This window comes from Mesorhizobium sp. M1406 (assembly GCF_040317555.1).
In the GTDB taxonomy this organism is placed as follows: domain Bacteria; phylum Pseudomonadota; class Alphaproteobacteria; order Rhizobiales; family Rhizobiaceae; genus Mesorhizobium.
Genome location: NZ_JAMYKW010000004.1, coordinates 56,308 through 80,142, shown reverse-complemented (window position 1 = coordinate 80,142; position 23,835 = coordinate 56,308). Strand labels below are relative to the sequence as shown.

24 protein-coding genes are annotated in these 23,835 nt (G+C 63.8%); 17 read left to right on the top strand and 7 right to left on the bottom strand.

The genetic code is table 11. From position 1 onward, the window contains the following. Positions 1 to 52: 52 nt before the first annotated feature. The 3 genes from NKH03_RS05630 to NKH03_RS05620 all read right to left on the bottom strand — a co-directional run bounded on the left by NKH03_RS05630 (position 53) and on the right by NKH03_RS05620 (position 3,048). Positions 53 to 535: a MarR family winged helix-turn-helix transcriptional regulator gene (locus tag NKH03_RS05630; RefSeq protein ID WP_352967541.1), complete on the bottom strand. Its 483-nt coding sequence runs from the start codon at positions 533 to 535 to the stop codon at positions 53 to 55. Continuing rightward, entirely contained in the window at positions 535 to 2,106 is a 1,572-nt protein-coding gene (locus tag NKH03_RS05625; RefSeq protein ID WP_352967539.1) for a phytoene desaturase family protein, read from the bottom strand. The genes NKH03_RS05630 and NKH03_RS05625 overlap by 1 nt, the downstream gene beginning before the upstream one ends. Positions 2,107 to 2,256: 150 nt before the next feature. Next, positions 2,257 to 3,048, bottom strand: coding sequence for a cyclase family protein (locus NKH03_RS05620; RefSeq protein WP_352967537.1), 792 nt, complete (start codon positions 3,046 to 3,048; stop codon positions 2,257 to 2,259). A gap of 120 nt (positions 3,049 to 3,168) precedes the next feature. Between NKH03_RS05620 and NKH03_RS05615 the strand changes: the two genes are divergently transcribed. From NKH03_RS05615 to NKH03_RS05555, 13 genes are all read left to right on the top strand, one after another. Beyond that, positions 3,169 to 4,743 carry a phytoene desaturase family protein gene (locus NKH03_RS05615; RefSeq protein ID WP_352967536.1) on the top strand — a complete coding sequence of 525 codons (1,575 nt, stop codon included), beginning with the start codon at positions 3,169 to 3,171 and terminating at the stop codon, positions 4,741 to 4,743. Positions 4,744 to 4,851: 108 nt separating this feature from the next. Continuing rightward, positions 4,852 to 6,381: an ABC transporter substrate-binding protein gene (locus NKH03_RS05610; protein ID WP_352967534.1), complete on the top strand. Its 1,530-nt coding sequence runs from the start codon at positions 4,852 to 4,854 to the stop codon at positions 6,379 to 6,381. 184 nt (positions 6,382 to 6,565) lie between these two features. Then, positions 6,566 to 7,573, top strand: coding sequence for an ABC transporter permease (locus NKH03_RS05605; RefSeq protein WP_352967532.1), 1,008 nt, complete (start codon positions 6,566 to 6,568; stop codon positions 7,571 to 7,573). After that, complete coding sequence (locus tag NKH03_RS05600; protein ID WP_352872058.1) at positions 7,566 to 8,414, top strand: ABC transporter permease; 849 nt, start codon at positions 7,566 to 7,568, stop codon at positions 8,412 to 8,414. The genes NKH03_RS05605 and NKH03_RS05600 overlap by 8 nt, the downstream gene beginning before the upstream one ends. Beyond that, a complete protein-coding gene (locus tag NKH03_RS05595) occupies positions 8,411 to 9,289 on the top strand; it encodes an ABC transporter ATP-binding protein (RefSeq protein WP_352967530.1) in 879 nt (292 codons plus the stop codon). The genes NKH03_RS05600 and NKH03_RS05595 overlap by 4 nt, the downstream gene beginning before the upstream one ends. After that, positions 9,282 to 10,118: an ATP-binding cassette domain-containing protein gene (locus tag NKH03_RS05590; protein ID WP_352967528.1), complete on the top strand. Its 837-nt coding sequence runs from the start codon at positions 9,282 to 9,284 to the stop codon at positions 10,116 to 10,118. Before NKH03_RS05595 ends, NKH03_RS05590 begins: the two co-directional genes overlap by 8 nt. A 76-nt stretch (positions 10,119 to 10,194) precedes the next feature. Next, positions 10,195 to 10,794 carry a VOC family protein gene (locus tag NKH03_RS05585; RefSeq protein WP_352967526.1) on the top strand — a complete coding sequence of 200 codons (600 nt, stop codon included), beginning with the start codon at positions 10,195 to 10,197 and terminating at the stop codon, positions 10,792 to 10,794. A gap of 140 nt (positions 10,795 to 10,934) precedes the next feature. Continuing rightward, positions 10,935 to 13,223 (top strand): bifunctional salicylyl-CoA 5-hydroxylase/oxidoreductase, encoded by a 2,289-nt coding sequence (locus NKH03_RS05580; RefSeq protein WP_352967524.1) that lies wholly within the window; start codon positions 10,935 to 10,937, stop codon positions 13,221 to 13,223. A 193-nt stretch (positions 13,224 to 13,416) separates the two neighbouring features. After that, entirely contained in the window at positions 13,417 to 14,175 is a 759-nt protein-coding gene (locus NKH03_RS05575) for an SDR family NAD(P)-dependent oxidoreductase (protein WP_352967523.1), read from the top strand. Then, positions 14,169 to 14,639, top strand: coding sequence for a MarR family winged helix-turn-helix transcriptional regulator (locus NKH03_RS05570; protein ID WP_352661046.1), 471 nt, complete (start codon positions 14,169 to 14,171; stop codon positions 14,637 to 14,639). Before NKH03_RS05575 ends, NKH03_RS05570 begins: the two co-directional genes overlap by 7 nt. Continuing rightward, complete coding sequence (locus NKH03_RS05565; RefSeq protein ID WP_352967522.1) at positions 14,636 to 15,448, top strand: enoyl-CoA hydratase family protein; 813 nt, start codon at positions 14,636 to 14,638, stop codon at positions 15,446 to 15,448. Before NKH03_RS05570 ends, NKH03_RS05565 begins: the two co-directional genes overlap by 4 nt. Positions 15,449 to 15,661: 213 nt before the next feature. Beyond that, positions 15,662 to 16,810 carry an acyl-CoA dehydrogenase family protein gene (locus NKH03_RS05560; RefSeq protein ID WP_352872050.1) on the top strand — a complete coding sequence of 383 codons (1,149 nt, stop codon included), beginning with the start codon at positions 15,662 to 15,664 and terminating at the stop codon, positions 16,808 to 16,810. A 58-nt stretch (positions 16,811 to 16,868) separates the two neighbouring features. Beyond that, on the top strand, positions 16,869 to 17,264 hold the full coding sequence (locus tag NKH03_RS05555; protein ID WP_352872049.1) for a RidA family protein: 396 nt from the start codon (positions 16,869 to 16,871) through the stop codon (positions 17,262 to 17,264). A 173-nt stretch (positions 17,265 to 17,437) separates the two neighbouring features. On the opposite strand, the gene NKH03_RS05550 is transcribed toward NKH03_RS05555, so the two are convergent. Beyond that, entirely contained in the window at positions 17,438 to 18,529 is a 1,092-nt protein-coding gene (locus NKH03_RS05550; protein ID WP_352967520.1) for an LLM class flavin-dependent oxidoreductase, read from the bottom strand. A gap of 49 nt (positions 18,530 to 18,578) precedes the next feature. Continuing rightward, the gene (locus NKH03_RS05545) at positions 18,579 to 18,860 is read right to left on the bottom strand and encodes a hypothetical protein (RefSeq protein WP_352872047.1); all 282 of its coding nucleotides are present in this window, start codon (positions 18,858 to 18,860) and stop codon (positions 18,579 to 18,581) included. A 23-nt stretch (positions 18,861 to 18,883) separates the two neighbouring features. Here NKH03_RS05545 and NKH03_RS05540 point away from each other — a divergent pair, with 23 nt between their 5' ends. The 4 genes from NKH03_RS05540 to NKH03_RS05525 all read left to right on the top strand — a co-directional run bounded on the left by NKH03_RS05540 (position 18,884) and on the right by NKH03_RS05525 (position 22,078). Beyond that, on the top strand, positions 18,884 to 19,063 hold the full coding sequence (locus NKH03_RS05540; RefSeq protein ID WP_352872046.1) for a hypothetical protein: 180 nt from the start codon (positions 18,884 to 18,886) through the stop codon (positions 19,061 to 19,063). Between the two features lie 73 nt (positions 19,064 to 19,136). After that, on the top strand, positions 19,137 to 19,934 hold the full coding sequence (locus NKH03_RS05535) for an ABC transporter substrate-binding protein (RefSeq protein ID WP_352967518.1): 798 nt from the start codon (positions 19,137 to 19,139) through the stop codon (positions 19,932 to 19,934). Positions 19,935 to 20,085: 151 nt separating this feature from the next. Beyond that, positions 20,086 to 20,760, top strand: a complete 675-nt coding sequence (locus tag NKH03_RS05530) for an amino acid ABC transporter permease (protein ID WP_224698919.1) — start codon at positions 20,086 to 20,088, stop codon at positions 20,758 to 20,760. A 43-nt stretch (positions 20,761 to 20,803) separates the two neighbouring features. After that, positions 20,804 to 22,078 (top strand): cysteine desulfurase-like protein, encoded by a 1,275-nt coding sequence (locus NKH03_RS05525; protein ID WP_352872044.1) that lies wholly within the window; start codon positions 20,804 to 20,806, stop codon positions 22,076 to 22,078. Between the two features lie 70 nt (positions 22,079 to 22,148). On the opposite strand, the gene NKH03_RS05520 is transcribed toward NKH03_RS05525, so the two are convergent. Together NKH03_RS05520 and NKH03_RS05515 are read right to left on the bottom strand one after the other, a co-directional pair. After that, complete coding sequence (locus tag NKH03_RS05520) at positions 22,149 to 22,979, bottom strand: dipeptide ABC transporter ATP-binding protein (RefSeq protein ID WP_352967517.1); 831 nt, start codon at positions 22,977 to 22,979, stop codon at positions 22,149 to 22,151. After that, complete coding sequence (locus NKH03_RS05515) at positions 22,976 to 23,833, bottom strand: ABC transporter ATP-binding protein (RefSeq protein ID WP_352967680.1); 858 nt, start codon at positions 23,831 to 23,833, stop codon at positions 22,976 to 22,978. Before NKH03_RS05515 ends, NKH03_RS05520 begins: the two co-directional genes overlap by 4 nt. Positions 23,834 to 23,835 lie beyond the last annotated feature (2 nt).

Below are 23,835 nucleotides of genomic sequence, written 5' to 3'. Positions count from 1 at the left end.
TCTGTTTGAGCATGACCTCTTCCGAAAACCGGGGCCACTTTTCGGGGTCATGCTAGATGTCGTGCTTGCGAATGTTCTTCAGCATCTTCTGCAGCGTCGCGATCAGCGCCGCGTATTCGGCATCGTCGACGTCGTCGAACATCGCCTCGAACGCGTCATGCATGGCCGGCCAGGCGCGCGTGAACTCGGCGCGGCCATCGTCGGTGAGGAACACATGGCGGATGCGGCTGTCGGTGACGCCCTGCTCACGCCGCACAAGACCTTGGCCCTCAAGCGAGTCGAGCGTCCGGCTCAAGGTCGACTGCTCGATGACCGTATAGACCGAAAGATCGTTCACGGTGATGCCGTCGGACACCGACAGCACGGCGAGCGTGCGCACCTGCGGGATGGTCAGCCCCTGCTTGCGGAAATCGTCGCGCAAGGTGGCGTTGTAGCGGCCCATGATGCGGTTCATCAGATAGGGGGCGAATTGCTGCAGGCCGATCTGCCCCAAGGTTGAAATGCGCTGGCGCTTTTCGGCAACCTTCTCTTCCATCACAGCCTCCCCGCCAGGAGAAAGCCGGAGCCGCCGCCGAGGCCGGCGCCCGGATGGGTCGAGGCGCCGATGTGGTAGAGACCCTTGATGCCGGTCTGATGATTGCGGCTGGTCTTGAACGGCCGCCACAGGAATGACTGATCGATAGCAGACGAACCGCCATAAGGATCGCCGCCGACCAGATTGATGTTCATCGCTTCGAGGTCGGCTGGAGAATAGGCCCGGCGCGCAATGACGCTGTCCTTGAAACCTTCGATATGACTGGCGAGGATGGCTTCCGCGCGATCGGCATAGGCCTCGCGCAGCGCGTCAGTCCACTGCCCATCTGCGGGTGCCGGCAGCTTGCCGGCGGCGTCGCCCTTGATGTGGCGAGGGGCCTCGGGCAGTTGCAGCCACAGGATAGCCTTGCCCGGCGGACAGCGTGACGGGTCGAGCGCGTGCGGCTGGCCGACACAGATGGTCGGCACCTCCGGCAGCATGCCGCGCGCCGCCTCGTTGCAGGCCTTCGACACGCCCTCCAGTCCCGGCGTCATGTGCAGCAACGCCACCTTGTCGAGGCCTTCGCCGTGCCATGCCGGCGGCTTGTCGAGAGCGTAGTGAATCTGGAAATTGCCTTTGCCGTAGCGATATTTCTGCGTCGCCTCGACATCGGCCTGGGGCGCATCCGCGCCGAGCAGCCGGCCATAGAGCTGCGTCGGCGTGACCGAGCAGATGACGCTCTTCTTCGCATGGACCGTTTCGCCCGAAGCCAGCCGCACGCCGGTGGCGCGGCCCCCGGTCAGGATGATGGAAGCAACGTCCGCTTCGGTGGAGATGACGCCGCCGCGCTCGGTGATGAGTGCCTCGAAGGCTGAAAGCAGGTTCCGCGCGCCCCCCTTGACGATCGGCGCGCCCGCCGCCTCCAGCGCGAAGGCGATCACCCTGGCGATCTGGCCAGAGAACGCATCTTCGGGACCAAGCCCGGCATGCAGCACCCAGGGTGCCCACAAAGCCCGGATTATCTCGGACCGATAGGTGCTTTCCAGCCAGTTCCGCGCCGGCACAAGTGCCTCGCCGAGAAAGGCGGCAAGGCCGCGAGGGCCACGCCGCCAGGCATCGCCTGCCAACAGTTTCGCCGTGGGATAAGACCACAGGCTGCCGCCGAGCAGGCCAAACAGCAGGCCGGCATTTCGCTCGATGTTGCCGACATCGCCGGCGTGCCGGTCGCCATCGCCCGCCGCGATCGCGTTGAACGCGGCGACATTGGCGGCACGGTCGGTGGTGAGCACCGCATGGCTGCCGTCCGGCCGCAGCACGCCGGTCGGCGTGCCGGTATGGCAGAATTCCAGCCCGTGCCGGGCAAGGTCGGCGCCGAGTGCCGCAAAGGCCGGCGAGGTGATGAACAGCACGAAGGTCGTTGCCATCACGTCATGGATGAAGCCGGGCGCGGTGATCTCCTCTGTGCGCATGCAGCCGCCAATGCGGTCATTGCGCTCCAGCACGAGCACCTTGGCACCCTTGCCGCCAAGCATCGCCGCGCAGACCAGCGCGTTGATGCCGCTGCCGACGATGATGTGATCGGGGGCCTTCATTAACGATTGCTCCCCGTGGGCGGGAAGCGAGGTTTAAACGCGCAGCGTTGCATTCCTTCGCGCCGTGGAGCGCCACCACTGCACGGTTGCCACATCATCAACCCGGTTTCGCCTTTGCGCATGATCTTCTCCCGAAGACCCCACCTCGCCCTATTGCTTCGACACCAGCGCCAGCGCGCGGATCGGGCTGCCGGTGCCGTGTTCGATCTTGAGCGGCGCGGCGATCAGGATGGCGCCCTTCGGCGGCAGCTGGTCGAGATTGCAGAGGCTGGCGAGGCCGTAGCGGTTGGCCTTGTGCATCAGCGTGTGCGCCGGGAATGGCGGCTCCATGCCGCCGGCCTTGCCGGCATCCGTGCCGATCGTCTCGCTGCCCCAGCCCTTGATGTCCTTGCTGATCAGGAACTGGATGGCTTCGGCTGTCGGGCCGGGCGTATGCGGGCCGGTCTCGTCGGCGTTGAGGAACTCGGCTTCGGAACCGTTGCGCTTGTACCAATCGGTGCGCATCACCACCCATTCGCCGGCATTGATGGCGCCATGCTTGGCTTCCCACGCCTTGATGTGGTCGACGGTGAGCAGGAAATCAGGGTCGGCGGCGGCTTCCTTCGAACAGTCGATGACATTGACCGGGCCGACGAAATTCTGGGCCGGAATGGTGTCGGTGGCGCCGTCGGCATAATCCTTGCCACTGATCCAATGCTGCGGCGCATCGAAATGCGTGCCCGAATGCTCGCCAAGCTTCAGCCAGTTCCATGCCCACCACGGGCCGTTCTTGTCATAGCGGGAGATCGAGTGGATCTCGACCTTGGGCGTGTCGACGGCGAGTTCCGGCGGCAGCTTGATCAACGGCGTATCCGGTCCGAGCGGCGCCGTCAGGTCGACCACCTTGATGGCGCCTGAAAGAAGCTGGCCGGCGACTTCGCCGAGGAGTTTTTGGGTGTCCATCGTTCTCTGTTCCCTCTTTCATCTGATGATCAAGGCTCGTCTCGGCCCTTAATATCCTACTAGACGAAAACATATGCATCTGCAATTATCTTTAAGCATAAAGGAAAATGGGACCGGGGCGTGAGCGAATTCGACGCCATCTTTGTCGGGGCGGGCCACAACAGTCTGGCATGCGCCGCGCATCTGGCGCTCAAAGGCTGGAAAACCGGGATTTTCGAACGCAGCGCAACAATCGGCGGCGCCGTCCAGACGCGCGAATTCACCCTTCCCGGCTTCCGCCACGATTTCGGCGCGATGAATCTAAGCCTGTTCGCCGGCTCGGCCTTCCACCGGAAATATGCAAATGAATTGAAAGCGCAGGGGCTGGAGTTCGCGCCGGTCGCCGATTGTTTCGCCAGCGCCTTTCCGGACGGACGCTGGTTCGGCGTCAGCAACGATCTGGAAAAGACCACGGCGCGCATGGCCGCCTTCTCCGCTGCCGATGCCGCGACATGGCGCGGACTGGTTGCCGCCTTTCCGGCGGAAGCCGAGCATCTGTTCAGGTTGCTCGGTTCGCCGATGAGCGCCCGCGCGCTGGCCGGCACGGCATGGAACCTGTGGCGCAAGAAGGGCATGTCGGGGGCGCTCGATACGGGACGGCTGCTGTTGTCTTCGCCACGCGCGTGGCTGGAGGAGACTTTCGAGTCGCCCCATATCAGGGCGACGCTCGCCACCTGGGGCATGCATCTCGACTTCGCCCCCGACATCGCCGGGGGTGCCGTCTTCCCCTATCTGGAATCGATGGCCAACCAGAGCTTTGGCATGGTGCTGGGCAAGGGCGGCGCCGACACCATCATCCGCGCATTGTCGGGCATGGTGACGTCCGCCGGCGGCAAGATCGTCACTGGCGCCGAGGTGGCCGAGATCACTATTTCCGCCCGCAAGGCAACCGGTGTGAGGCTTGCTTCCGGTGAGACGCATACCGCCACTAGGGCGGTCATCGCCGGCGTCGCGCCCAAGGCACTGACCGGCAAGCTGCTGCCCGACGGTTCGGGTGACGCCGGCTTCGACACGGCGATGCAGAAATTCCGCTATGCGCCGGGCACGATGATGATCCACCTGGCGCTCGACGACCTGCCCGACTGGCGCGCCGGAGCCGAGTTGCGGCAGTTCGCCTATGTGCATCTGTCGCCGTCGCTCGATGCCATGTCGCGCACCTACCAGCAGGCGATGGCGGGGATGCTGCCGGACGAGCCGGTGCTGGTCGTCGGCCAGCCGACAGCGATCGACCCGTCGCGGGCGCCTGAAGGCAGGCATGTGCTGTGGGTGCAGGTGCGCATGCTGCCCGCCGAAATCACAGGTGATGCCGCCGGCAAGATCGCGCCGGCGCGTTGGGACAAGGTCAAGGAGGTCTACGCCGAGCGTGTCCTCGACATCATCGAGGCCTACGCGCCCGGCTTGCGAAACAATATCCTCGGCCGCGCCGTCTTCTCCCCCATCGATCTCGAGCGCGAGAACCCGAACCTCGTCGGCGGCGACCAGGTCTGCGGCAGCCATCATCTGGCACAGAATTTTTTGTTTCGCCCGGCGCGCGGCTACGCCGGCTGGAACACGCCGGTGGCGCATCTGCATCTCACCGGCGCCGCGACATGGCCAGGTGCCGGCACCGGCGCGGCTTCCGGATACATGCTCGCGCAACAGCTTGGCGGGAGGTAGAGCCGAAGATTCACACAGGCGAAAAAGGGCAAGGCGCTGCTGCCCAAGAGCCTGAACAATGAACTGACGACGCCGCGCAAGGACAATAAACCAACAAGGGGAACGACCATGACAATCAACAGACGTGAATTGCTGGGATACAGTGCCGCGGCACTCGGGGTAGCCGCTGTCGGCCTGCCGCGGATCGCCAAGGCGGCCGCCGGCGAACTGACCATCGCCTACAACGTCAACCTGCCGTCCTGGGATCCGACCACCGGACCTTCGGCGGTCAACCCGACGATCCAGGGGCTCTACCAGTCGGTGTTCGACCAGTTCATCCCGCAAAAGCCCGACCTGTCCTTCGCGCCGGGCCTGCTCACCGAATGGGGCTGGAACGACGACCGCACAAAGATCATGATGACGGTGCGCGAAGGCGTGACATGGCACGACGGCTCGCCTTTCACGGCGGAAGACGTGGTCTGGTCGTTGCAGCGGGCGGGTGACGAGAAGACCGGCAACCCGATCCAGTTCGTCTGGAAGAACGTCAACAACTTCAAGATCGACGGCAACAAGATCACCGGCGACGTCGTGCAGTTCGACCCGGTGTATTTCAAATGGATGTCGTTTTTGACCGGCTACATCATGCCGAAGGCCTATTACGAGAAGGTGGGCGCCGAAGGCTTCGAGAAGGCGCCGATCGGCACCGGCCCCTACATGGTCGAAAAATTCGAGCGCAACGCCTTCCTGCGGCTGAAGGCTAACCCGAACTATTGGGGCGGCAAGCCCGCCTTCGCGAACGTGACGATCAAGTTCGTCACTGACGCGGCGAGCCGCGTCGCCGAGATCGAGTCCGGCTCCTCGCAGGTGACGCTCGAAATTCCCTATGAGGAATATGACCGGCTGATCGCCAAGGACGGGCTTGCCGGCTCGTGCAAGAACGTGTCCGATATCGGCATGATCTTCTTCAACGACATCGAGGCGATGCTGGACAAGAACGTCCGCCAGGCAGCCGTCATGTCGATCGACAAGAAGCTGCTGGTCGATCGCCTGCTGCGCGGCTATGGCCAGCCGATCGACACGCTGGAGACGCCGGAATACGCGGCCTACGATGCGTCGATCAAGGTCGAGCACAATCCCGAGAAGGCCAAGGAACTGCTCGCTGCCTCCGGCTATTCGCCGGAAAAGCCGGTCAAGTTCACCATCCAGACGACCAAGGGCTTCAAGCCCAAGGACTATGAGATGATCCAGGCGATCGTCGGCATGTGGCGCAAGGTCGGCATCGAGGCGACGATCGAGGTCTACGAGATCGCCAAGCACTACGAGCTGCGCGCCGCCGACAAGCTGGCCCCGGCCGCCTTCTACAACTGGGGCAACGCCATCGGCGATCCGACCACCTCGACCGGCTTTGCCATGTACGGCCCGAGCCCGCATTCGGTGTGGGACAGCCAGGATTTGATCGACATGATCAACCCGCTGTGGGGCGAAAAGGACGAGGCCAAGCGCATCGCCGGCTGGAAGGCTGTCGACAAATACATCGCCGAGCAGGCCTATGTGCTGCCGCTTATGCAGTATGCGCAGCCGATCGTGCATGCCAAGGGCGTCAATGTTGTGCAGCATGTGTCCGGCGCGCTGCTGCCGGCCCTGATGACCCCGGCTTGAGACAGGCGAAATGGCACGCTGTCACGAGACGGCGTGCCTTCGCCCAACTTGCGCAGGCCCCCTCATCCGGCCCTTCGGGCCACCTTCTCCCTGCTGGGGAGAAGAGGCTTACTCAGCCGTCGACGGCCGGATGAGGGGACTGTTCGTTCCATCAGTCACTGAAACGCATTAGGCCTACGCCAGAATGCTCCTGCAAAGATTCATGATCCGTCTTCTGACGATGCTGATCACGCTGTTCGGCGTGGCCGTCGTCGTCTTTGTCGTGATCCGCGTCGCTCCCGGCGATCCGATCGCCATGATGCTGCCGCCCGGCGCCACGGATGCCGACATTGCCCGGCTGCGTGCGCTTTACGGACTCGACAAGACGATCGTGCAGCAGTTCTTCATCTGGCTGTCCGGGGTTGCCAGAGGCGACTTCGGCACCTCGATCTCGCTGCGGCAAGACGTACTCGGCCTTGTCTTCAACCGGCTGCCGGCGACGCTGGAGCTCGCCATCGTCGCGCTTGTGATGGCTGTGGCACTCGGCGGCACGACGGCGATCATCGGCGCCCGCGAACGCGGCACGGCGGTCGAGGCAGGCATCGACATCGCCAGCGGCGCGGCACTCTCCATTCCCGATTTCCTGTGGGGCCTGGTGCTGATCCTGCTGTTCGGCGTGCTGGTGCCGATCTTCGACATTTCCGGCCGGGTATCGCCGCAACTCGACCTGCCGTTCGTCACCCAGTTCTATCTGTTCGAGAGCCTGTTGCGCCTGCGCCTCGACCTCACCTGGGATCTCTTGAAGCACATGCTGATGCCGGCCGTGGCTTTGGCGCTACCGCTGGCGGCGATCATCTCGCAACTGCTGAAACAGTCGCTGAAGGAAGTGCTCGACCTCGATTATGTCGTGCTGGCGCGGGTGAAGGGGTTTTCGGAAACGCAGGTCATCCTGCGCGAGGCGCTGAAGAACGCCGCCTTGCCAACGCTGACGCTGGTCGGCGTGCAGTTCACTTTCCTCATCGGCGGCACGGTCATCGTCGAACGGCTGTTTTCGTATGAAGGCCTCGGCAATATGGCGATCGACGCCGTCATCAACCGCGACCTGCCGCTGATCCAGGGCATCGTGCTGGTCTTCGCGCTGCTGTTCGTGCTGATCAACCTCGCCGTCGACATGATGTATGCCCTGCTCAATCCGAGGCTGCGCCATGGATGAGGGCCGTGCTCGAAGGCGTAGCGTGTCGCCGCGCTTGTGGCTTGCCGGCGGCTGGCTGCTGCTGGCGCTGCTGGCCGCGATCTTCGCGCCGCTGGTGGCGCCGCAGGATCCGCTGGCGCAGGATCTGATGCTGGAGCGGTTGCCGCCGTTCTGGATTGATGGTGCCGAGCCAGGCTACTGGCTGGGCACCGACAGCCTCGGCCGCGACCTGTTCTCCCGCCTGATCTTCGGCGGACGTATCGCCTTCATCGTCGCTTTTGCCGCCGCCATCGCGGCGTGCCTGGTCGGCTCGACGCTTGGGCTGATCGCGGGTTATTTCGGCGGCTGGGCAGACCGCATCATCTCGCGCATCGTCGATGTCTGGATGGCGTTTCCGCCGGTGCTGTTCGCCATCCTTCTGGTGGCCGTGCTCGGCACCGGCCTCAGCTCCGTCATCCTCGCCATCGCCATCATCGACTGGACGCGTTTCTGCCGAGTGATCCGTGCCGAAACCATGGGCCAATCGCGCATGGACTATGTCGAGAATGCCCGCATCGCCGGCTATGGCCGCATCGGCATCATGCTGCGCGAAGTGCTGCCCAATGTGGTGCCGTCGATCGTCGCGCTGCTGTCGCTGGAAATGGGCATCGCCGTCATCGTCGAGGCGATCCTGTCCTTCGTCAATCTGTCGATCTCGACCGACGACCCGACCTGGGGCGGCATCATCGCCGAGGGCCGGCTGTCGATCCATCAGGCGTGGTGGGTGCTGGTGTTCCCGCTGGTCACGCTGATCTTGACGGTGCTGTCTTTCAGCCAGTTCGGCGAGGCGCTGAAGACGCGCTTCGACCCGGTGCTGCGATGAGCGCCTGTCTCGATATCAGGGATCTGAGCGCCGTGCTGCCGAACGGCCAGCGCGTGCTGCGCTCGGTGTCGCTTTCCGTCCAGCCCGGCGAGGTCCGTGCGCTGGTCGGCGAGAGCGGCGCCGGCAAGACGATGATCGGCAAGGCGGTGCTCGGCGTGCTGCCGTCGAGCGTGCGCATTGTCGAAGGCGACATGCTGCTCGAGGGCGAAGACCTCGGCAAGCTTCAGCCCAAGGCGCGGCGCACGCTGATCGGTGCGCGCACGGCGCTGATCCCGCAGGACCCGCTGACCGCGCTCAATCCGTCGCGGCGTATCGGCTCGCAGATGACCGACCGGTTGGTGCGCATTCTCGGCTGGAGTGGCGAGAGGGCCGATACCCGCATTCGCCAACTGCTGGACGAGGTGCAGATCCGCGACCCCGACCGCGTGCTGAAAAGCTATCCGCACGAGCTTTCCGGCGGCATGCGCCAGCGCGTGCTGATCGCCGCCGCCTTCGCCGCCGAGCCCCGATTGATCGTCGCCGACGAACCGACGACGGCGCTCGACGTCACGGTGCAGAAGCAGATTCTACGGCTGATCGTGCAATTGCAGCGCGAGCACGGCACGGCGATCCTGTTCGTCACACATGATCTCGGCGTCGTCGCCAAGATCAGCCAGAAAGTGTCGGTGCTCTATGCCGGCAAGGTGGTCGAGGAGGCCGAAACGGCTGCCCTCTTCGCCGCGCCGCAGCACCCCTATACGCGAGCGCTGATGGCCGCCACGCCGCGCTACACCGACCCGTTCGCTTCGCTGAAGCCAGTGGACGAGGCGGTACTGGCCGGACTGGCCGCGGAGATCACGGCCGCCGACCAGGCCTGGAGGCGGCCGCATGGTTGAGCCGCTGTTTTCCGTGCGCGGGCTGAAGGTCGCCCTGCCCGACATGACGCGTAAGCCACTGATCGGCCGCGCGCCCTTGGCCGAGATCCTAAAAGGCCTCGATTTCGATCTGCCCCGGGGATCGGTGACCGGCATCGTCGGCGAATCCGGATCGGGAAAATCGACACTCGGCCGCGCGCTGGTGCGCCTGCTGGAGCCCAGCGCCGGCAGCATCTGCTTCGACGGCCGCGATATCACCCATCTGCCTGAGGCGGAGCTCAGGCCGCTGCGCCGCGATATGCAGATGATCTTCCAGGATCCGATGTCGTCGCTCAACCCGCGCCGCACCATTGCCAGCATCATCGCCGCGCCGCTGAAACAGAACGGCCTTGGCGACAATCTGAAGGCGCGAGTCGCAGAAGCGCTGCAGCGTGTCGGCCTGCCGCAGAGCTTCGCCAGCCGCTACCGCCACGAACTGTCGGGCGGCCAGCGCCAGCGCGTCGGCATCGCGCGCGCGTTGGCGCTGTCACCGAAATTCGTACTGGCCGACGAGATCGTCTCCGGCCTCGACGTGTCGACGCAGGCGCAAATCCTGACCCTGCTGGAGAAGCTCGCCGCCGAGATGGGCCTGACCGTCGCTTTCATCAGCCACGATCTGTCGGTCATTCGGCGGTTGTGCCAGCAAGTGATCGTCATGCGCGAAGGCGTGATCGTCGAAGCCAGCGCCACCGACGCCTTGTTCGACAATCCTCGGCAGGCCTACACGCGCGACCTCATCGCGGCCATTCCCCTGCCCGAGATCGATCCGGGTTGGCTGGACAACCCTGCCGTCGCCAAAGCTTCGACATGAATGCACACGCACGCCGGAAAGCGGGCTTTGGACGTGCGACCGCAATGACTTGGTCCCGCCAATGGAGAGGACTGACATGAAGACGATACTTCGAAACACAACACTCGCGGCCTTTGTCCTCGGCAGCGCCGGCATGGCCGCCGCCAGCTCGATCCCCGGCATGCGCGGGCATGATCACACCGGCATCACGGTTCCTAACATGAAGCAGGCGGTCGACTTCTTCACCGAGGTGGTCGGCTGCAAGAAGGCGATGTCGTTCGGCCCGTTCGCCGACGACAAGGGCACTTTCATGCAGGATCTTCTGGGTGTCGATCCCAAAGCGGTGATCGAGCAGGTCACCATGGTCCGCTGCGGCTATGGATCGAACATCGAGCTGTTCAAATACACCGCGCCCGACCAGAAGGACCTGACGCCGAAGAACAGCGACATAGGCGGCTTCCACATCGCCTTCTATGTCGAAGATGTCGCTGCCGCCAAAGCCTATCTCGACGCCAAGGGCGTGAAGACGCGCATGGGACCATTGCCGGTCAAGGAAGGTCCGGCCGCCGGCCAGACCATCCTCTACTTCCAGGCGCCGTGGGGGCTTCAACTCGAAGCGATCAGCTATCCCACGGGCATGGCGTACGAGAAGGATGCCGAGACAGTTTTATGGAGCCCAAAGAACCCGGAAAAATGATGGGACAGCGTACTTGCGGATGTTCCCCAAGCACGCCACACAAATGCGACGTTGAATCATTTCGATATGAAACTTTAAGCTTGAAATAATTTGCCGCCAGCGCGATACTGAAGCCAGGAAGCGAAGAGGAGATCGCAGACATGAAGGTTGCGGTTCTCGGCGGTGGACCAGCCGGCCTCTACTTTGCCATTTCGATGAAACTCAGGGACGCCGCGCACGAGGTGACGGTGTTCGAGCGCAACCGCGCCGACGACACGTTCGGCTGGGGCGTCGTGCTGTCGGCCGAGACGCTCGACAATTTGTCGAAGAACGATCCGGTCAGCGCCGTCTGGATCAAGAAGCATTTCGCCTATTGGGATGACATCGCCGTCATCCATGACGGCGTGCGTACGGTTTCGACCGGGCACGGTTTCTGCGGCATCGGCCGCAAGCGGCTGCTCATCCTGTTGCAGCGCCGAGCGCGAGAACTCGGCGTCAAGCTCATGTTCGAGACCGACATTGCCGATCCCCGACCTTACATGGAAACGCATGATCTGGTGGTCGCCGCCGACGGGTTGAATTCCAGGGCGCGCAACAGCTTCGTCGACATCTTCAAGCCCGACATCGACACCCGCAAATGCAAGTTCGTCTGGCTGGGCACGCAACAGAAATTCGACGACGCCTTCACCTTCATCTTCGAAAAGACCGAGCATGGCTGGGTGTGGGCGCACGCCTACCAATTCGACAGCGACACCGCGACGTTCATCGTCGAGTGCAGCGAACAGACCTGGGCTGCCTTCGGCTTCGGTGCGATGTCGCAGCAGGAATCGATCGCCACCTGCGAGCGTATCTTTGCGAAGCATCTCGGCGGCCACGCGCTGATGACCAACGCCAACCATATCAGGGGCTCGGCCTGGATCAATTTCCCACGCGTGCTGTGCGAGCGCTGGTCCTACAAGAATCTCGCACTGATGGGCGATGCGGCGGCGTCAGCGCACTTCTCGATCGGCTCCGGCACCAAGCTGGCGCTGGAGAGCGCCGTGGCGCTGGCCGAATATGTCGAAACCGAACCCGACCTCGACGCCGCCTTCCGCAAATACGAGGATGCCCGCCGCACCGAGGTGCTGAAGCTGCAATCGGCGGCGCGCAATTCGCTCGAATGGTTCGAGGAGGTCGAGCGCTATCTCGGCCTCGATCCGGTGCAGTTCAACTATTCGCTTTTGACCCGCTCGCAGCGCATCAGCCACGAGAATTTGCGGCTGCGCGATGCCGAATGGCTGGGGGGCGCGGAAGAATGGTTCCAGCGCCAGGCGGGCGCCGGCGGCATGCGCCGCGCGCCGATGTTCGCGCCTTTCAAGCTGCGCGATCTGAAGCTGCAAAACCGCGTCGTCGTCTCGCCGATGGCGCAGTACAAGGCTGTCGACGGCTGCCCGACCGACTGGCATTTCACCCACTACGCCGAGCGGGCCAAGGGCGGTGCTGGCCTCATCTATATCGAGATGACCTGCGTCAGCCCGGAAGGGCGCATCACGCCCGGCTGTCCCGGCTTCTATGCGCCCGAACATGAGGTGGCGTGGAAGCGGCTGGTCGATTTCGTCCACATCGAGACCGAAGCCAAGATCTGCGCCCAGATCGGCCATTCCGGCGCCAAGGGTTCGACCCGGCTCGGCTGGGAGGGCACCGACGTGCCGTTGGCCTCCGGAAACTGGCCGGTGATGGCGGCATCGGCCGTGGCGTGGTCGCCGCAGAATCAGGTGCCGAAGGCGATGGACCGCGCCGACATGGACCGCGTGCGCGACGAATTCGTGGCTTCGGCCGAGATGACCAATCGCTGCGGCTTCGACATGCTCGAAATCCACGCCGCGCACGGCTATCTCCTGTCGTCTTTCATAACGCCGGTCACCAACCGGCGCACGGATAAGTACGGTGGTTCGCTGGAAAACCGCATGCGCTATCCCCTGGAAATCTTCCGTGCGGTACGCGCCGCCTGGCCGGCGGAAAAACCGATCTCGATGCGCATCTCCGCCAATGACTGGCTTGGCATCGAAGGCGTGACGCCCGCCGACGCGGTCGAGATCGCGCGGCTGCTGCATGAGGCAGGCGTCGACATCTGCGACGTCTCGGCCGGTCAGACCTCCGCATTGGCAAAGCCGGTTTATGGCCGCATGTTCCAGACGCCGTTTTCCGACCGTATCCGCAACGTGGTCGGCATGGCGACGATGGCGGTCGGCAACATCTACGAGCCGGACCACGTCAACTCGATCCTGATGGCCGGCCGCGCCGATCTGGTGGCGCTGGCACGGCCGCATCTCGCCGATCCCTATTGGACGCTGCATGCCGCGGTTACGCTCGGCGACCGTGGCGTCAAATGGCCGGATCCCTATCTGCCCGGACGCGACCAGCTCTACCGGCTGGCCGAGCGTGATGCTGCCGCGGGGCTAAAAGTATGAGTGCTTTTCGCTTGCTACGTCGACGCTGTACCCCCACCCCTAGCCCCTCCCCACAAGGGGGAGGGGGACTATGTTGCGTTCGACCCAGCGGAAACCGCATAAGTTTGCGATCGATAGGTGCTGCCTTCTCCCTCCCCCTTGTGGGGAGGGTTAGGGGTCGAGGTACTTGGCGCCAAGTTTCGAGGATTGGCACATGATCGCGGGCAAGCATGCGCTGGTCACTGGCGGCGGCTCCGGCGTTGGCCGAGCAATCGCGCTAGCGCTGGCGGGCGCCGGCATCGACGTGACCATCTGCGGCCGGCGCGAGGCGGAACTTGCCAAGGTGGCCGGCGAAAGCAAAGGCATTTTCGGCACTGCCGCCGATGTCACCGATGAGACAGCAATGGCGTCGCTTTACGAGACAGCGCAAGCCGCACGAGGGCCCTTCGACATCGTCGTGGCCAATGCCGGCATGGCCGGTAGCACGCCGGCGCGCAAGACAACGCTTGCCGACTGGCAGCGGACGCTCGACGTCAATCTGACCGGCGCCTTCCTGACGGTGAAGCCGGCGCTGGCCGGGATGGCCGCGCGCAAGGCGGGCCGCATCGTTTTCATCGCCTCGACGGCCGGACTCAAGGGCTATCCGTATGTCGCGGCTTACGTCGCGGCCAAGCATGGCGTCGTCGGCCTGATGCGGGCGCTGGCGGCGGAGACTGCGAAATCCGGCGTCACCGTCAATGCCGTGTGCCCGGGCTTTGTGGAAACCGAGATGCTGGAGGAGTCCATCCAACGCATCATCGAAAAGACCGGCCGCTCGGCCGAGCAGGCGCGGTCGAGCCTCGCCTCGACCAATCCGCAAGGCCGCTTCATCCAGCCGCAAGAGGTTGCCGCCGCCGTGCTGTGGCTGTGCGGCGACGCCGCCCAATCGATCACCGGACAGGCAATTTCCGTCTCAGGAGGCGAAACATGGTAGCCGGCCCCCTGCCCGCGCCGTCGGGACCCGGAAAGGACCGCTTGCGTCTGTGGATCAGGCTGCTGCGTGCCTCGCGCACGATCGAGGCCGAGCTGCGCGAGCGCCTGAAGAAGGAATTCAACACGACGCTGCCGCGCTTCGATGTGATGGCGGCCCTTTATCGGGTGCCGGAAGGCATGCTGATGAGCGACCTGTCGCGCTTCCTGCTGGTCTCCAACGGCAACGTCACGGGCATTGTCGACCGGCTGGTTTCGGAAGGGCTGGTGGCACGCGCGAGGCGCAATGGCGACCGCCGCACGTCGATGGTGCGGCTGACCGAGGAAGGCACGCAGGCCTTTGCCACCATCGCCGCGGCGCATGAAGGCTGGATCGGCGAATTGCTGGGCAAGGTCAGCGAGGACGACGCGCGCCGGCTGACCGGTATGCTGACCTCGTTCCGCAGCAATTGGGAGGGACGCGAATGACCGAAATGGCCGGGCGCAAGCCGAAGCATTTCCTCTGGGAGGTCGAGGGCAGGATCGCAAAGGTCCGGCTCGACCGGCCTGAACGCAAGAACCCGCTGACCTTCGACAGCTATGCGGAGTTGCGCGACACGTTCCGCGACCTCGTCTATGCCGACGACGTCGACGCAGTGGTGTTCCTGTCCAATGGCGGCAATTTCTGCTCCGGCGGCGATGTCCATGACATCATCGGCCCGCTGGTCAAGATGGACATGAAACAGCTTCTTGCCTTCACCCGCATGACCGGCGATTTCGTCAAGGCGATGCTGAATTGCGGCAAGCCGATCATTGCGGCGGTCGATGGCGTCGCGGTTGGCGCCGGCGCCATCATTGCAATGAGTTCCGATATCCGCATCGCCACGCCGGAAGCCAAGACCGCGTTCCTGTTCACCCGCGTCGGCCTTGCCGGCTGCGACATGGGCGCCTGCGCGATCCTGCCGCGCATCATCGGCCAGGGCCGCGCCGCCGAACTGCTCTACACCGGCCGCACCATGACGGCGGCGGAAGGCGAACGTTGGGGCTTCTACAACAGGCTGGTCGATGCCGCGGCGCTCGAGGCCGACGCGCTCGACATGGCGGCGCGCATCGTCTCCGGCCCGACCTTCGCCCATGGCATCACCAAGACGCAGCTCAACCAGGAATGGTCGATGGGCCTCGACCAGGCGATCGAGGCGGAAGCACAGGCGCAAGCGATCTGCATGCAGACCCGCGATTTCGAGCGCGCCTACAAGGCGTTCGTGGCCAAGGAAAAGCCGGTGTTCGAGGGGGATTGATGACGGTAGGTTTGCGCCCAGGCACCCCCCTCTGTCCTGCCGGACATCTCCCCCACAAGGGGGGAGATCGGTTGCACGTTTTGTTTTCGCCAATCTCCAACATTGTTAGGTCGAAGCCGTCGACGAGGCTGCCAATCTCCCCCCTTGCGGGGGAGATGCCCGGCAGGGCAGAGGGGGGTGCGACGGAGCGCGACGAAAACCGAGGGCGCGCCAATGCCTGACCGTTCCTTCCTCTCCTGGCCATTCTTCGAGGACCGCCATCGCGAACTGGCCGAACGTCTCGAGACATGGTGCTCAAAAAACCTGCCGGTCGATCACCATGATGTAGATGCCGCCTGCCGCGAGCTGGTCACTAAGCTTGGCCAGGACGGCTGGCTGAGGCCTACGGCTCTCGACACCGACAATCCGGGACCACTCGACGTCCGCACTTTGTGCGTCACCCGCGAGACGCTCGCCCGCCATGACGGGCTGGCCGATTTCGCCTTTGCCATGCAAGGGCTCGGCACCGGCGCGCTCAGCCTGTTCGGCACGCCGCAGCAGCAGCAGTGGCTGGCAAAGACGCGCGCCGGCAAGGCGATCTCAGCCTTTGCCCTGTCGGAGCCGCGCTCTGGGTCGGACGTCGCCAATACGGAAATGACGGCGACCCGTGACGGCGAAAGCTATGTTCTCTCCGGCGAAAAGACCTGGATCTCCAATGGCGGCATCGCCGATCTCTATGTCGTCTTTGCCCGCACCGGCGAGGCGCCGGGCGCCAAGGGGCTCTCCGCCTTCCTCGTGCCGGGCGACGTCAAGGGTCTTGGCATTGCCGAGCGGCTGGAAGTGATCGCGCCGCATCCGCTGGCGCGGCTGTCTTTCGACCAGGTTCGCCTGCCCGCCTCGGCGCTGATCGGCAGACCAGGCGACGGCTTCCGCATCGCCATGTCGGTGCTCGACGTGTTCCGCTCGACCGTCGGTGCGGCGGCACTCGGCTTTGCCCGACGTGCGCTGGATGAAAGCATCAAGCGCGTGGGCGAACGCAAACTGTTCGGCGCCCCGATGGCCGAACTGCAGATGGTGCAGGGCCATATCGCCGACATGGCGCTCGACGTCGATGCGGCAGCCCTTTTGGTCTATCGCGCCGCCTGGACCAAGGACATGGGGGCCGCGCGGGTGACGCGCGAGGCGGCCATGGCGAAACTATACGCGACGGACCACGCCCAAAGCGTCATCGACAGGGCAGTGCAGCTGCATGGCGGCGACGGTGTCCGCAAAGGCCATATCGTCGAAAGCCTGTATCGCGAGATCCGCGCGCTGCGCATCTATGAGGGTGCCTCCGACGTGCAGAAAGTGGTGATTGCGCGGCAGGTGATGGGCGCGGCCTGACGGTAGGAAATTGACGAGCGATTTCGAGACTTGGTTTTTGGGTACCGGGAGGTTTTGAATGCACACGATTCTGCAGCCGGAAGGCTGGGCAAAACCCGTCGGCTACGCCAATGGCGTCGCGGCGCGCGGGCGGCTCGTCTTCGTTGGCGGACAGGTCGGCTGGAACGGCCAATGCCAGTTCGAGACCGACGACTTTGTCGGCCAGGTGAAGCAGACGCTTCAGAACATCGTGGCGGTGCTGGCGGAAGCCGGCGCGGTGCCGCGGCACATCACCTCAATGACCTGGTATTTCACCGACAAGGCCGAATACCTCGCCAATCTCAGGGGTATCGGCGAGGCCTACCGCGAAGTGATCGGCCGGCATTTTCCGGCGATGGCCGCCATGCAGGTAATGGCACTGGTCGAGGATCGCGCCAAGGTGGAGATTCAGGCTACCGCCGTCATACCGGAGTAAACGCTCATCACTTCGTCATCCACGGGCGGAGCAAGGAGCGAAGCTCCGTCGCGGAGACCCTGGGATGACGACGTCGGGAAGGCTTCGGCTAAATCCGAATGTTCGCGATGATTATCGAAGCTGACGATGAAATCCTGGCTGCCACAGGGTAGCTGATCCCCTGAGCACCACCACTATTCGCGCAGGCCCGCCTGTCTCAATATCGGCAGCACGTGATCGCAGAAATAGGGCAGCTCCTGCGTGTAGTTGACGAAGGACAGCGCAATGCCCTGATAGCCGTGTCCGGCAATGGCGACCATGTCGGCGGCGATCGTCTCCGGCGTTCCAATCAGCGGGTAGGTGCCGGCGCCGCCGGCGAAACGCTGTCGGTAGCGGTCATACGCATGCGGGTCATGCGATTGCGAGAATTCCTTCTTGCTGGCCATGTGCGCATCGACCGCGTTGTGGTCGGCCATATCAACAGCATAGCGCGTGTAGTAGGCTTGCGCCTCCTCCATCGTCGGGCGGCAGACGACATGCGCCACGGTGTAGACGCCGACATCCCGGCCCGCCTTGTCGGCCCGTTCGCTGATATCGGCGACGTGCTTGCCGGCATCGCTCATCTCGGAAAAGGTCGTGAAGAGATAGTCGCATCGGGCGGCGGCGAAATCCCGGCCCGGTCCGCCGAAAGCGGCGTTCATCGTCACCGGGCGCGGAGCCTGCAGGCTGGCCGGCCGGCTGACGGCTTCCTTGAGGCGATAATAGGTGCCTTCATAGTCGAGCGGTTCGGCCGAGGCATAAAGCTTTTCCAGTATCTCGATCCATTCGGCCGCCTGGTCGTAGCCCTTCTCGACCAGGGGCGTGCCGAACATGCCGAATTCCTTCGGGTTCCAGCCGCAGACGATGTTCAAGCCGGCGCGGCCCTGGCTGATATGGTCGACCGTCGCCAGCGCCTTGGCGGCATAGAGCGGATGCACCAGCGGCACATGCACGGTCATGAACAGGCCGATCCGATCGGTGGCCATGGCAAGTGCCGCTGCCCAGGTGAAGGTCTCGAACGACCATTCGCGCACCTTGTTGCGGCCGCCGAAGCCGCGCCAGCGCGCGATCGGCAGCATGAACTCCAGGCCGGCGCGGTCAGCGATCCGCGCCGCCGTCAGATTGTCCTGCCAGCTCGCCGTCCACCGTTCCGGCACATCGGTGATGGCAAGCCCTCCATCCGCATTGGTCGAAAAGACGCCGAGCTTCAGTCTGTTCGGGCCGTGCAAGGGATGTGGTTTGTTCATGTCGCGACCTCCCGGCGAAGATCGCACGCTACGGCCCCGCAAAAATATTTCAAGCATGAAATAGCTTCGCCTTGCGATGGTTTGCGGATATGGATTTGGGCAGGACGAAAAAGGGAGATGGGTTCTCGAGGCTGGTGCGGCCGAAGGTTCTTTCTACGACGCGTAGCCGAACTTGCGCGACACAAGCACGGCCAAGGGCGTATCGGCCGGGCAACAATCCGGTCAAACTTTTTAAGCTTAAAACTTTCGCCTTGAAAACCGCGGCACTTTGGATAAGCATTCCAAAATCGATGGCGATTGCCGTGCCGGAGGGGCTTGCTTGCCAGTCCATCGTGGTGGGAGGGGTTTCAGTCCTTGTCGTTCATAGTGCCCCAGTCATCGTCTAGCGCGCGCTATGCCTTCGATGGTGCGCGCGCCCAGATCCGCGACCTGCACACCGAGAACATCGCCACGGCCTTCCTCCGGATGTGCGTCTGCCGTGAACGTGACCAGATAGCGACCGCGCTCGACCGCATGGTCGCTGCCATGAATTGACGCCCTGCCTGAAGCGGGGCGGCAAAAAACCGTGCGGGAGCAACCCGCCCGATCAACAACAGAGGGAACACAGATGAGCTTCACTCGCCGCAAATTGCTTCTTCTCGCCGCCGCAATCGGCATCGCCGCCGGCCCCGCCACCGCCTATGCCGCCGATGTGCTGAATGTCGGCGCCTACCCGACCAATCCGCCGTTCGAATACAAGAACGAGAGCGGCACCTTCGAGGGCTTTGAAGTCGACATCGTCAACGAAGCGGCCAAGCGCGTCGGCATGACCACCGACATCGCCGATCTCGGCTTCCAGGCGCTGTTCGCCGCCACCACGTCGAAGCGCATCGATGTCGCCATCTCGTCGATCACCATCACGGCGGAGCGGCTGAAGTCGCAGTCGTTCACCCAGCCATACTATGATTCCGACATGGGCATCGCCACCAAGACCGACAGCGCGATCAAGGCCGAAGCCGACCTCAAGGGCAAGATCGTCGGCGTGCTGTCCGGCTCGACCGGCGAGACCTGGGTCAAGGCGCATCAGGAAGCCGACGGCTTCAGCGACGTGAAGGGTTATGACACGCAGCAGAACCTGCTGCTCGACCTCAGCGCCGGACGCGTCGACGCCGCCGTCAGCGACATTCCGGGCATGGAATATTCCTTCACCAAGATGAAGGACCTGATCGTCAAGGAACGCATCAAGACCGGCGAACAATACGGCCTGATGCTGACCAAGGACCACCCGCTGCTCGGCAAGCTGAACGACGCGCTGAGCGCGATGAAGAAGGACGGCACGCTGGCCGCGATCCACAAGAAGTGGTTCGGCAGCGACGCGCCCGCCGACTCTTCGACCTTGAAGGAAATGCCGCTGCCGAAGGCCTGAGCGGCAATGCATTGAAATCGTGCCGGCTTTCCAGGCCGGCACGATTCATTTCACGCCTTGGCGCCGGCTTCCGCCGCAGACACCCCGCCGTCGGCGAGGTCAATTGATTTTAACGCGAGCATTCTTTGCTCTGGGGTTCGGGAACGCTCCCATGTCGCTGCTCGACACCTTCTTCAACCCCGATGTCATCATGTCCAGCCTGCCGGCGCTGCTGCGCGGCTTCCTGAACACGCTGCTGCTCGGCATTTTGAGCATCGGCATCGGCATCCCCATCGGCCTGGCGATCAGCCTGGTGCGACTCTATGCGCCGAAGCCGCTGCGCTGGCTCGCGGTCGGCTACACCGACATCTTCCGCGCCCTGCCGGTGCTGGTCGTGCTGATCCTGATCTACTACGCGCTGCCGTTCCTCGGCATCCGCCTGTCGTCCTGGGCCTCGGCGGTGACTGCCTTCGCCTTCATCATGTCGGCCTATTCGGCGGAAGTGTTCCGTTCCGGCATCGAAAGCATTCCGCGTGGCCAGTTCGAGGCGTCGCAGGCGCTTGGCCTGCCGTTCCTGCTGACCTTGCGCAAGGTGGTGCTGCCGCAGGCGATCCGCGTCGTCATCCCGCCGATGACCAGCAACTGCGTCTCGATGTTCAAGGACACCTCGCTCGCCTCCACCGTGGCGCTGCCGGAACTGCTCAAGGAAGCGACCAACGCGCAGTCGCTCTATGCCAACCCCTCGCCGCTGATCGGCGCGGCGCTTGTCTATCTCATCTTCCTCTGGCCGATGGTCCGCCTCGTCAGCCTGCTTGAAGAGCGCTTCAAGACCGAAAAGAAGCGCTGACCTCGCCAACCGATCCCTCCAAGTCCTTCGCAGGAGCCTACCCGTGAACAAGCACCAGACCGACAATGCGAGCGCAACCGCGTTTCCCGTCCACACCATCCGCGCCATGTTCCCCGCCTTGCAACGGGCCGGCGATTTCATCTTCTTGGATAATGCCGCAGGCGCCCAGATCCCGCAGAGCGTACTCGACGCGGTGACCAACCATCTGGTTTCGCACAATGTGCAGCGCGGCGGCCGCTATGGCCGCAGCGTCACCGTCGACCAGTCGGTCGCAGATGCCCGGACAAGCGTCGCGCTGCTGATCAACGCTTACAGCCCGGCGGAAATCTGCTTCGGCATGAACGCCACTTCGTTCATCCGCCTGGTCAGCCTCGGCATCGGCCAGATGCTTCAAGAGCGCGACGAGATCGTCATCACCGACATGGACCACGACGCCAACATCGCGACATGGCTGGCGCTAGAGTCCGCTGGCGCGAAATTCAAATGGTGGCGGATGCGCGAGGACGGCAATCTGCATGTCGACGATCTGCGCCCGCTCGTTTCCGACCGCACCCGTCTGGTCGCGTGCACGGTGACCGCGCACTCGATCGGCTCGATCGTCGATGTCGCCGAGGTGGCCAGGATCGCGCACGCGGCCGGTGCCGAGGTGTTCCTCGACTGCGTGCATTACGGGCCGCACGGGCTGATCGACGTGCAGGCCTGGGACTGCGACTATCTCGTCTGCTCCGGCTACAAGAATTTCTCGCCGCATATGGGCTTCCTGTGGGGCCGTTTCGAAACGCTGAAGCGGCTGCCGACCTTCCGCGAGGATTTCATCCCCGACGAGCCGCCCTACAAGGTCGAGGCGGGCACGTTCATCTACGAGAACGTCTCCGGCATGGATGCGGCCGTGCAGTATCTGGAACTGATCGGCCGCAATCTTGCGCCCTCCAACAACCGCTCGCGGCGCGACAACATCGTTGCCGGCATGAGCGCCATCCGCGACTACGAGCTGGTGCTGGCGCGCGAGATGCTTGCTGTGCTGAAAGGTTGCGGCGCGACCATCTATGGCGTTGCCGACGAGGCCCGCATTGTGGAACGGGTGCCGACCTTCTGCTTCAACATCGGCAAACTGTCGCCGCAGCGGATCGTCGAGGAAATGGCCGAGATGCAGATCGGCATCCGCGACGGCCACATGTACGCGCCGCGACTGATGAAGCGCCTCAATCTCTCGATGGACAGCGGCGCCATCCGCGCCTCGCTGGTCCACTACAACACGGTCGATGAGATCCACCGCTTCGGCGAAGCGCTGCGCACCATCATCGCCAAGCTGTCGTGAGGCGGCCACTCCAGCGTCGTCATCCTGAAGCGAAGCGACGCGGCGAAGGCCCTGGGACGACGAAGAGACGTCAAGCCGCCTTCTTCTTCGCCAACCTCGCCTTGATCGATGCGACGTCGGCGCGCGGCGTGGCCGCGAATAGCGTCCGGGTATAGCTGTGCTTGGGGTCGGCGAAGACCTCGTCGCGCGATCCGTATTCGACCGCTTCGCCGAAATACATCACCATCACATCGTCGGCGATGTAACGCACCACGGACAGGTCGTGGCTGATGAAGACATAGGTCAGTTGGAATTCGTCCTGGAGGTCGGCGAGCAGATTGAGCACCTGCGCCTGCACCGAAAGGTCGAGCGCGGAGACCGGCTCGTCCAGCACCAGCAGGCTTGGGTTGAGCATCAGCGCGCGGGCAATGGCGATGCGCTGGCGCTGGCCGCCGGAGAACATATGCGGATAACGATTGTAGTGCTCGTGTCCGAGGCCGACCTTTTTCAGCATCTTCATCGCCAGGTCGCGACGCTCGGCGGCCGGCTTGTCGGTGTTGATCAGCAGCGGCTCGCCCAGCACGTCACCGATCTTCTGGCGCGGATTGAGCGATCCGTACGGATTCTGGAAGACGATCTGCACCTTGCGGCGCATCTCCTTCGTCAATGCGTTCCTGGCGATGTCGACCTTATTGCCGTCGATGAACAGTTCGCCCGCCGTCGCCGGATCGATCAGCGTGATGATGCGGGCAAGCGTTGACTTGCCGCAGCCGCTTTCGCCGACGATGGCCAGCGTCTTGCCCTTGTCCACTGTGAAGGAGACGCCCTTGACCGCATGCACCGTGCGCGGCCCGGTGAACAGGCCACCACCGATGTGGTAGTCGCGAACGATGTTCTTGCCTTCTAGAACGGTGATACTCATGAGGCGGCTCCCGCAGCCGAAGGCGCCGGCTCGAACATCATGTCGGACACGGTCGGCAACCGGTCGCCGACGGCGTTCTCCGGCAAGGCCGACAGCAGGGCCCGCGTGTAATTGCTCTTCGGCGACTCGAACAGCGACAGCACGTCGGCCTCTTCCATCTTGCGGCCCTTGTACTGGACGATAACGCGGTCGGCGGTCTCGGCGACCACGCCCATATTGTGGGTGATCATGATCAGGCCCATGCCGTATTTGGCCTGCAGCGAAACCAGCAGATCGAGGATCTGTTTCTGGATGGTGACGTCGAGCGCCGTTGTCGGCTCGTCGGCGATCAGCAGTTTCGGGTTGCAGGCAATGGCGATGGCGATCATGACGCGCTGGCACTGGCCGCCCGACATCTGGTGCGGGAACGAGCTCAGGCGCTCCTCCGGGTCGGCGATGCCGACCAGCTTCATCAGTTCGATGGCACGCGCTCGGCGCTGGGCGCGATCCATGCCCATGTGGAAGCGCAGCACCTCCTCGATCTGGAAGCCCACGGTGAAGCATGGGTTGAGGCTGGCGATCGGCTCCTGGAAGATCATCGAAATGTCCTTGCCGACGATCTTGCGGCGTTCGGACGGGCTGAGCTTCAGGAGATCGACGCCGTCGAAGGCCATGCGGTCGGCCTTGACCGTTGCCGTGTCGGGCAACAGGCCCATTACCGCCAGCATCGCCACCGACTTGCCGGAGCCGGACTCGCCGACGATCGCCAGCACTTCGCGCGGCTCGATCGCGAGATCGATGCCTTGCACGGCCATGAACGGTCCGGCCGCCGTATCGAAGGAAACAGTGAGGTTCTTGATCTCGAGCAGAGGCATGC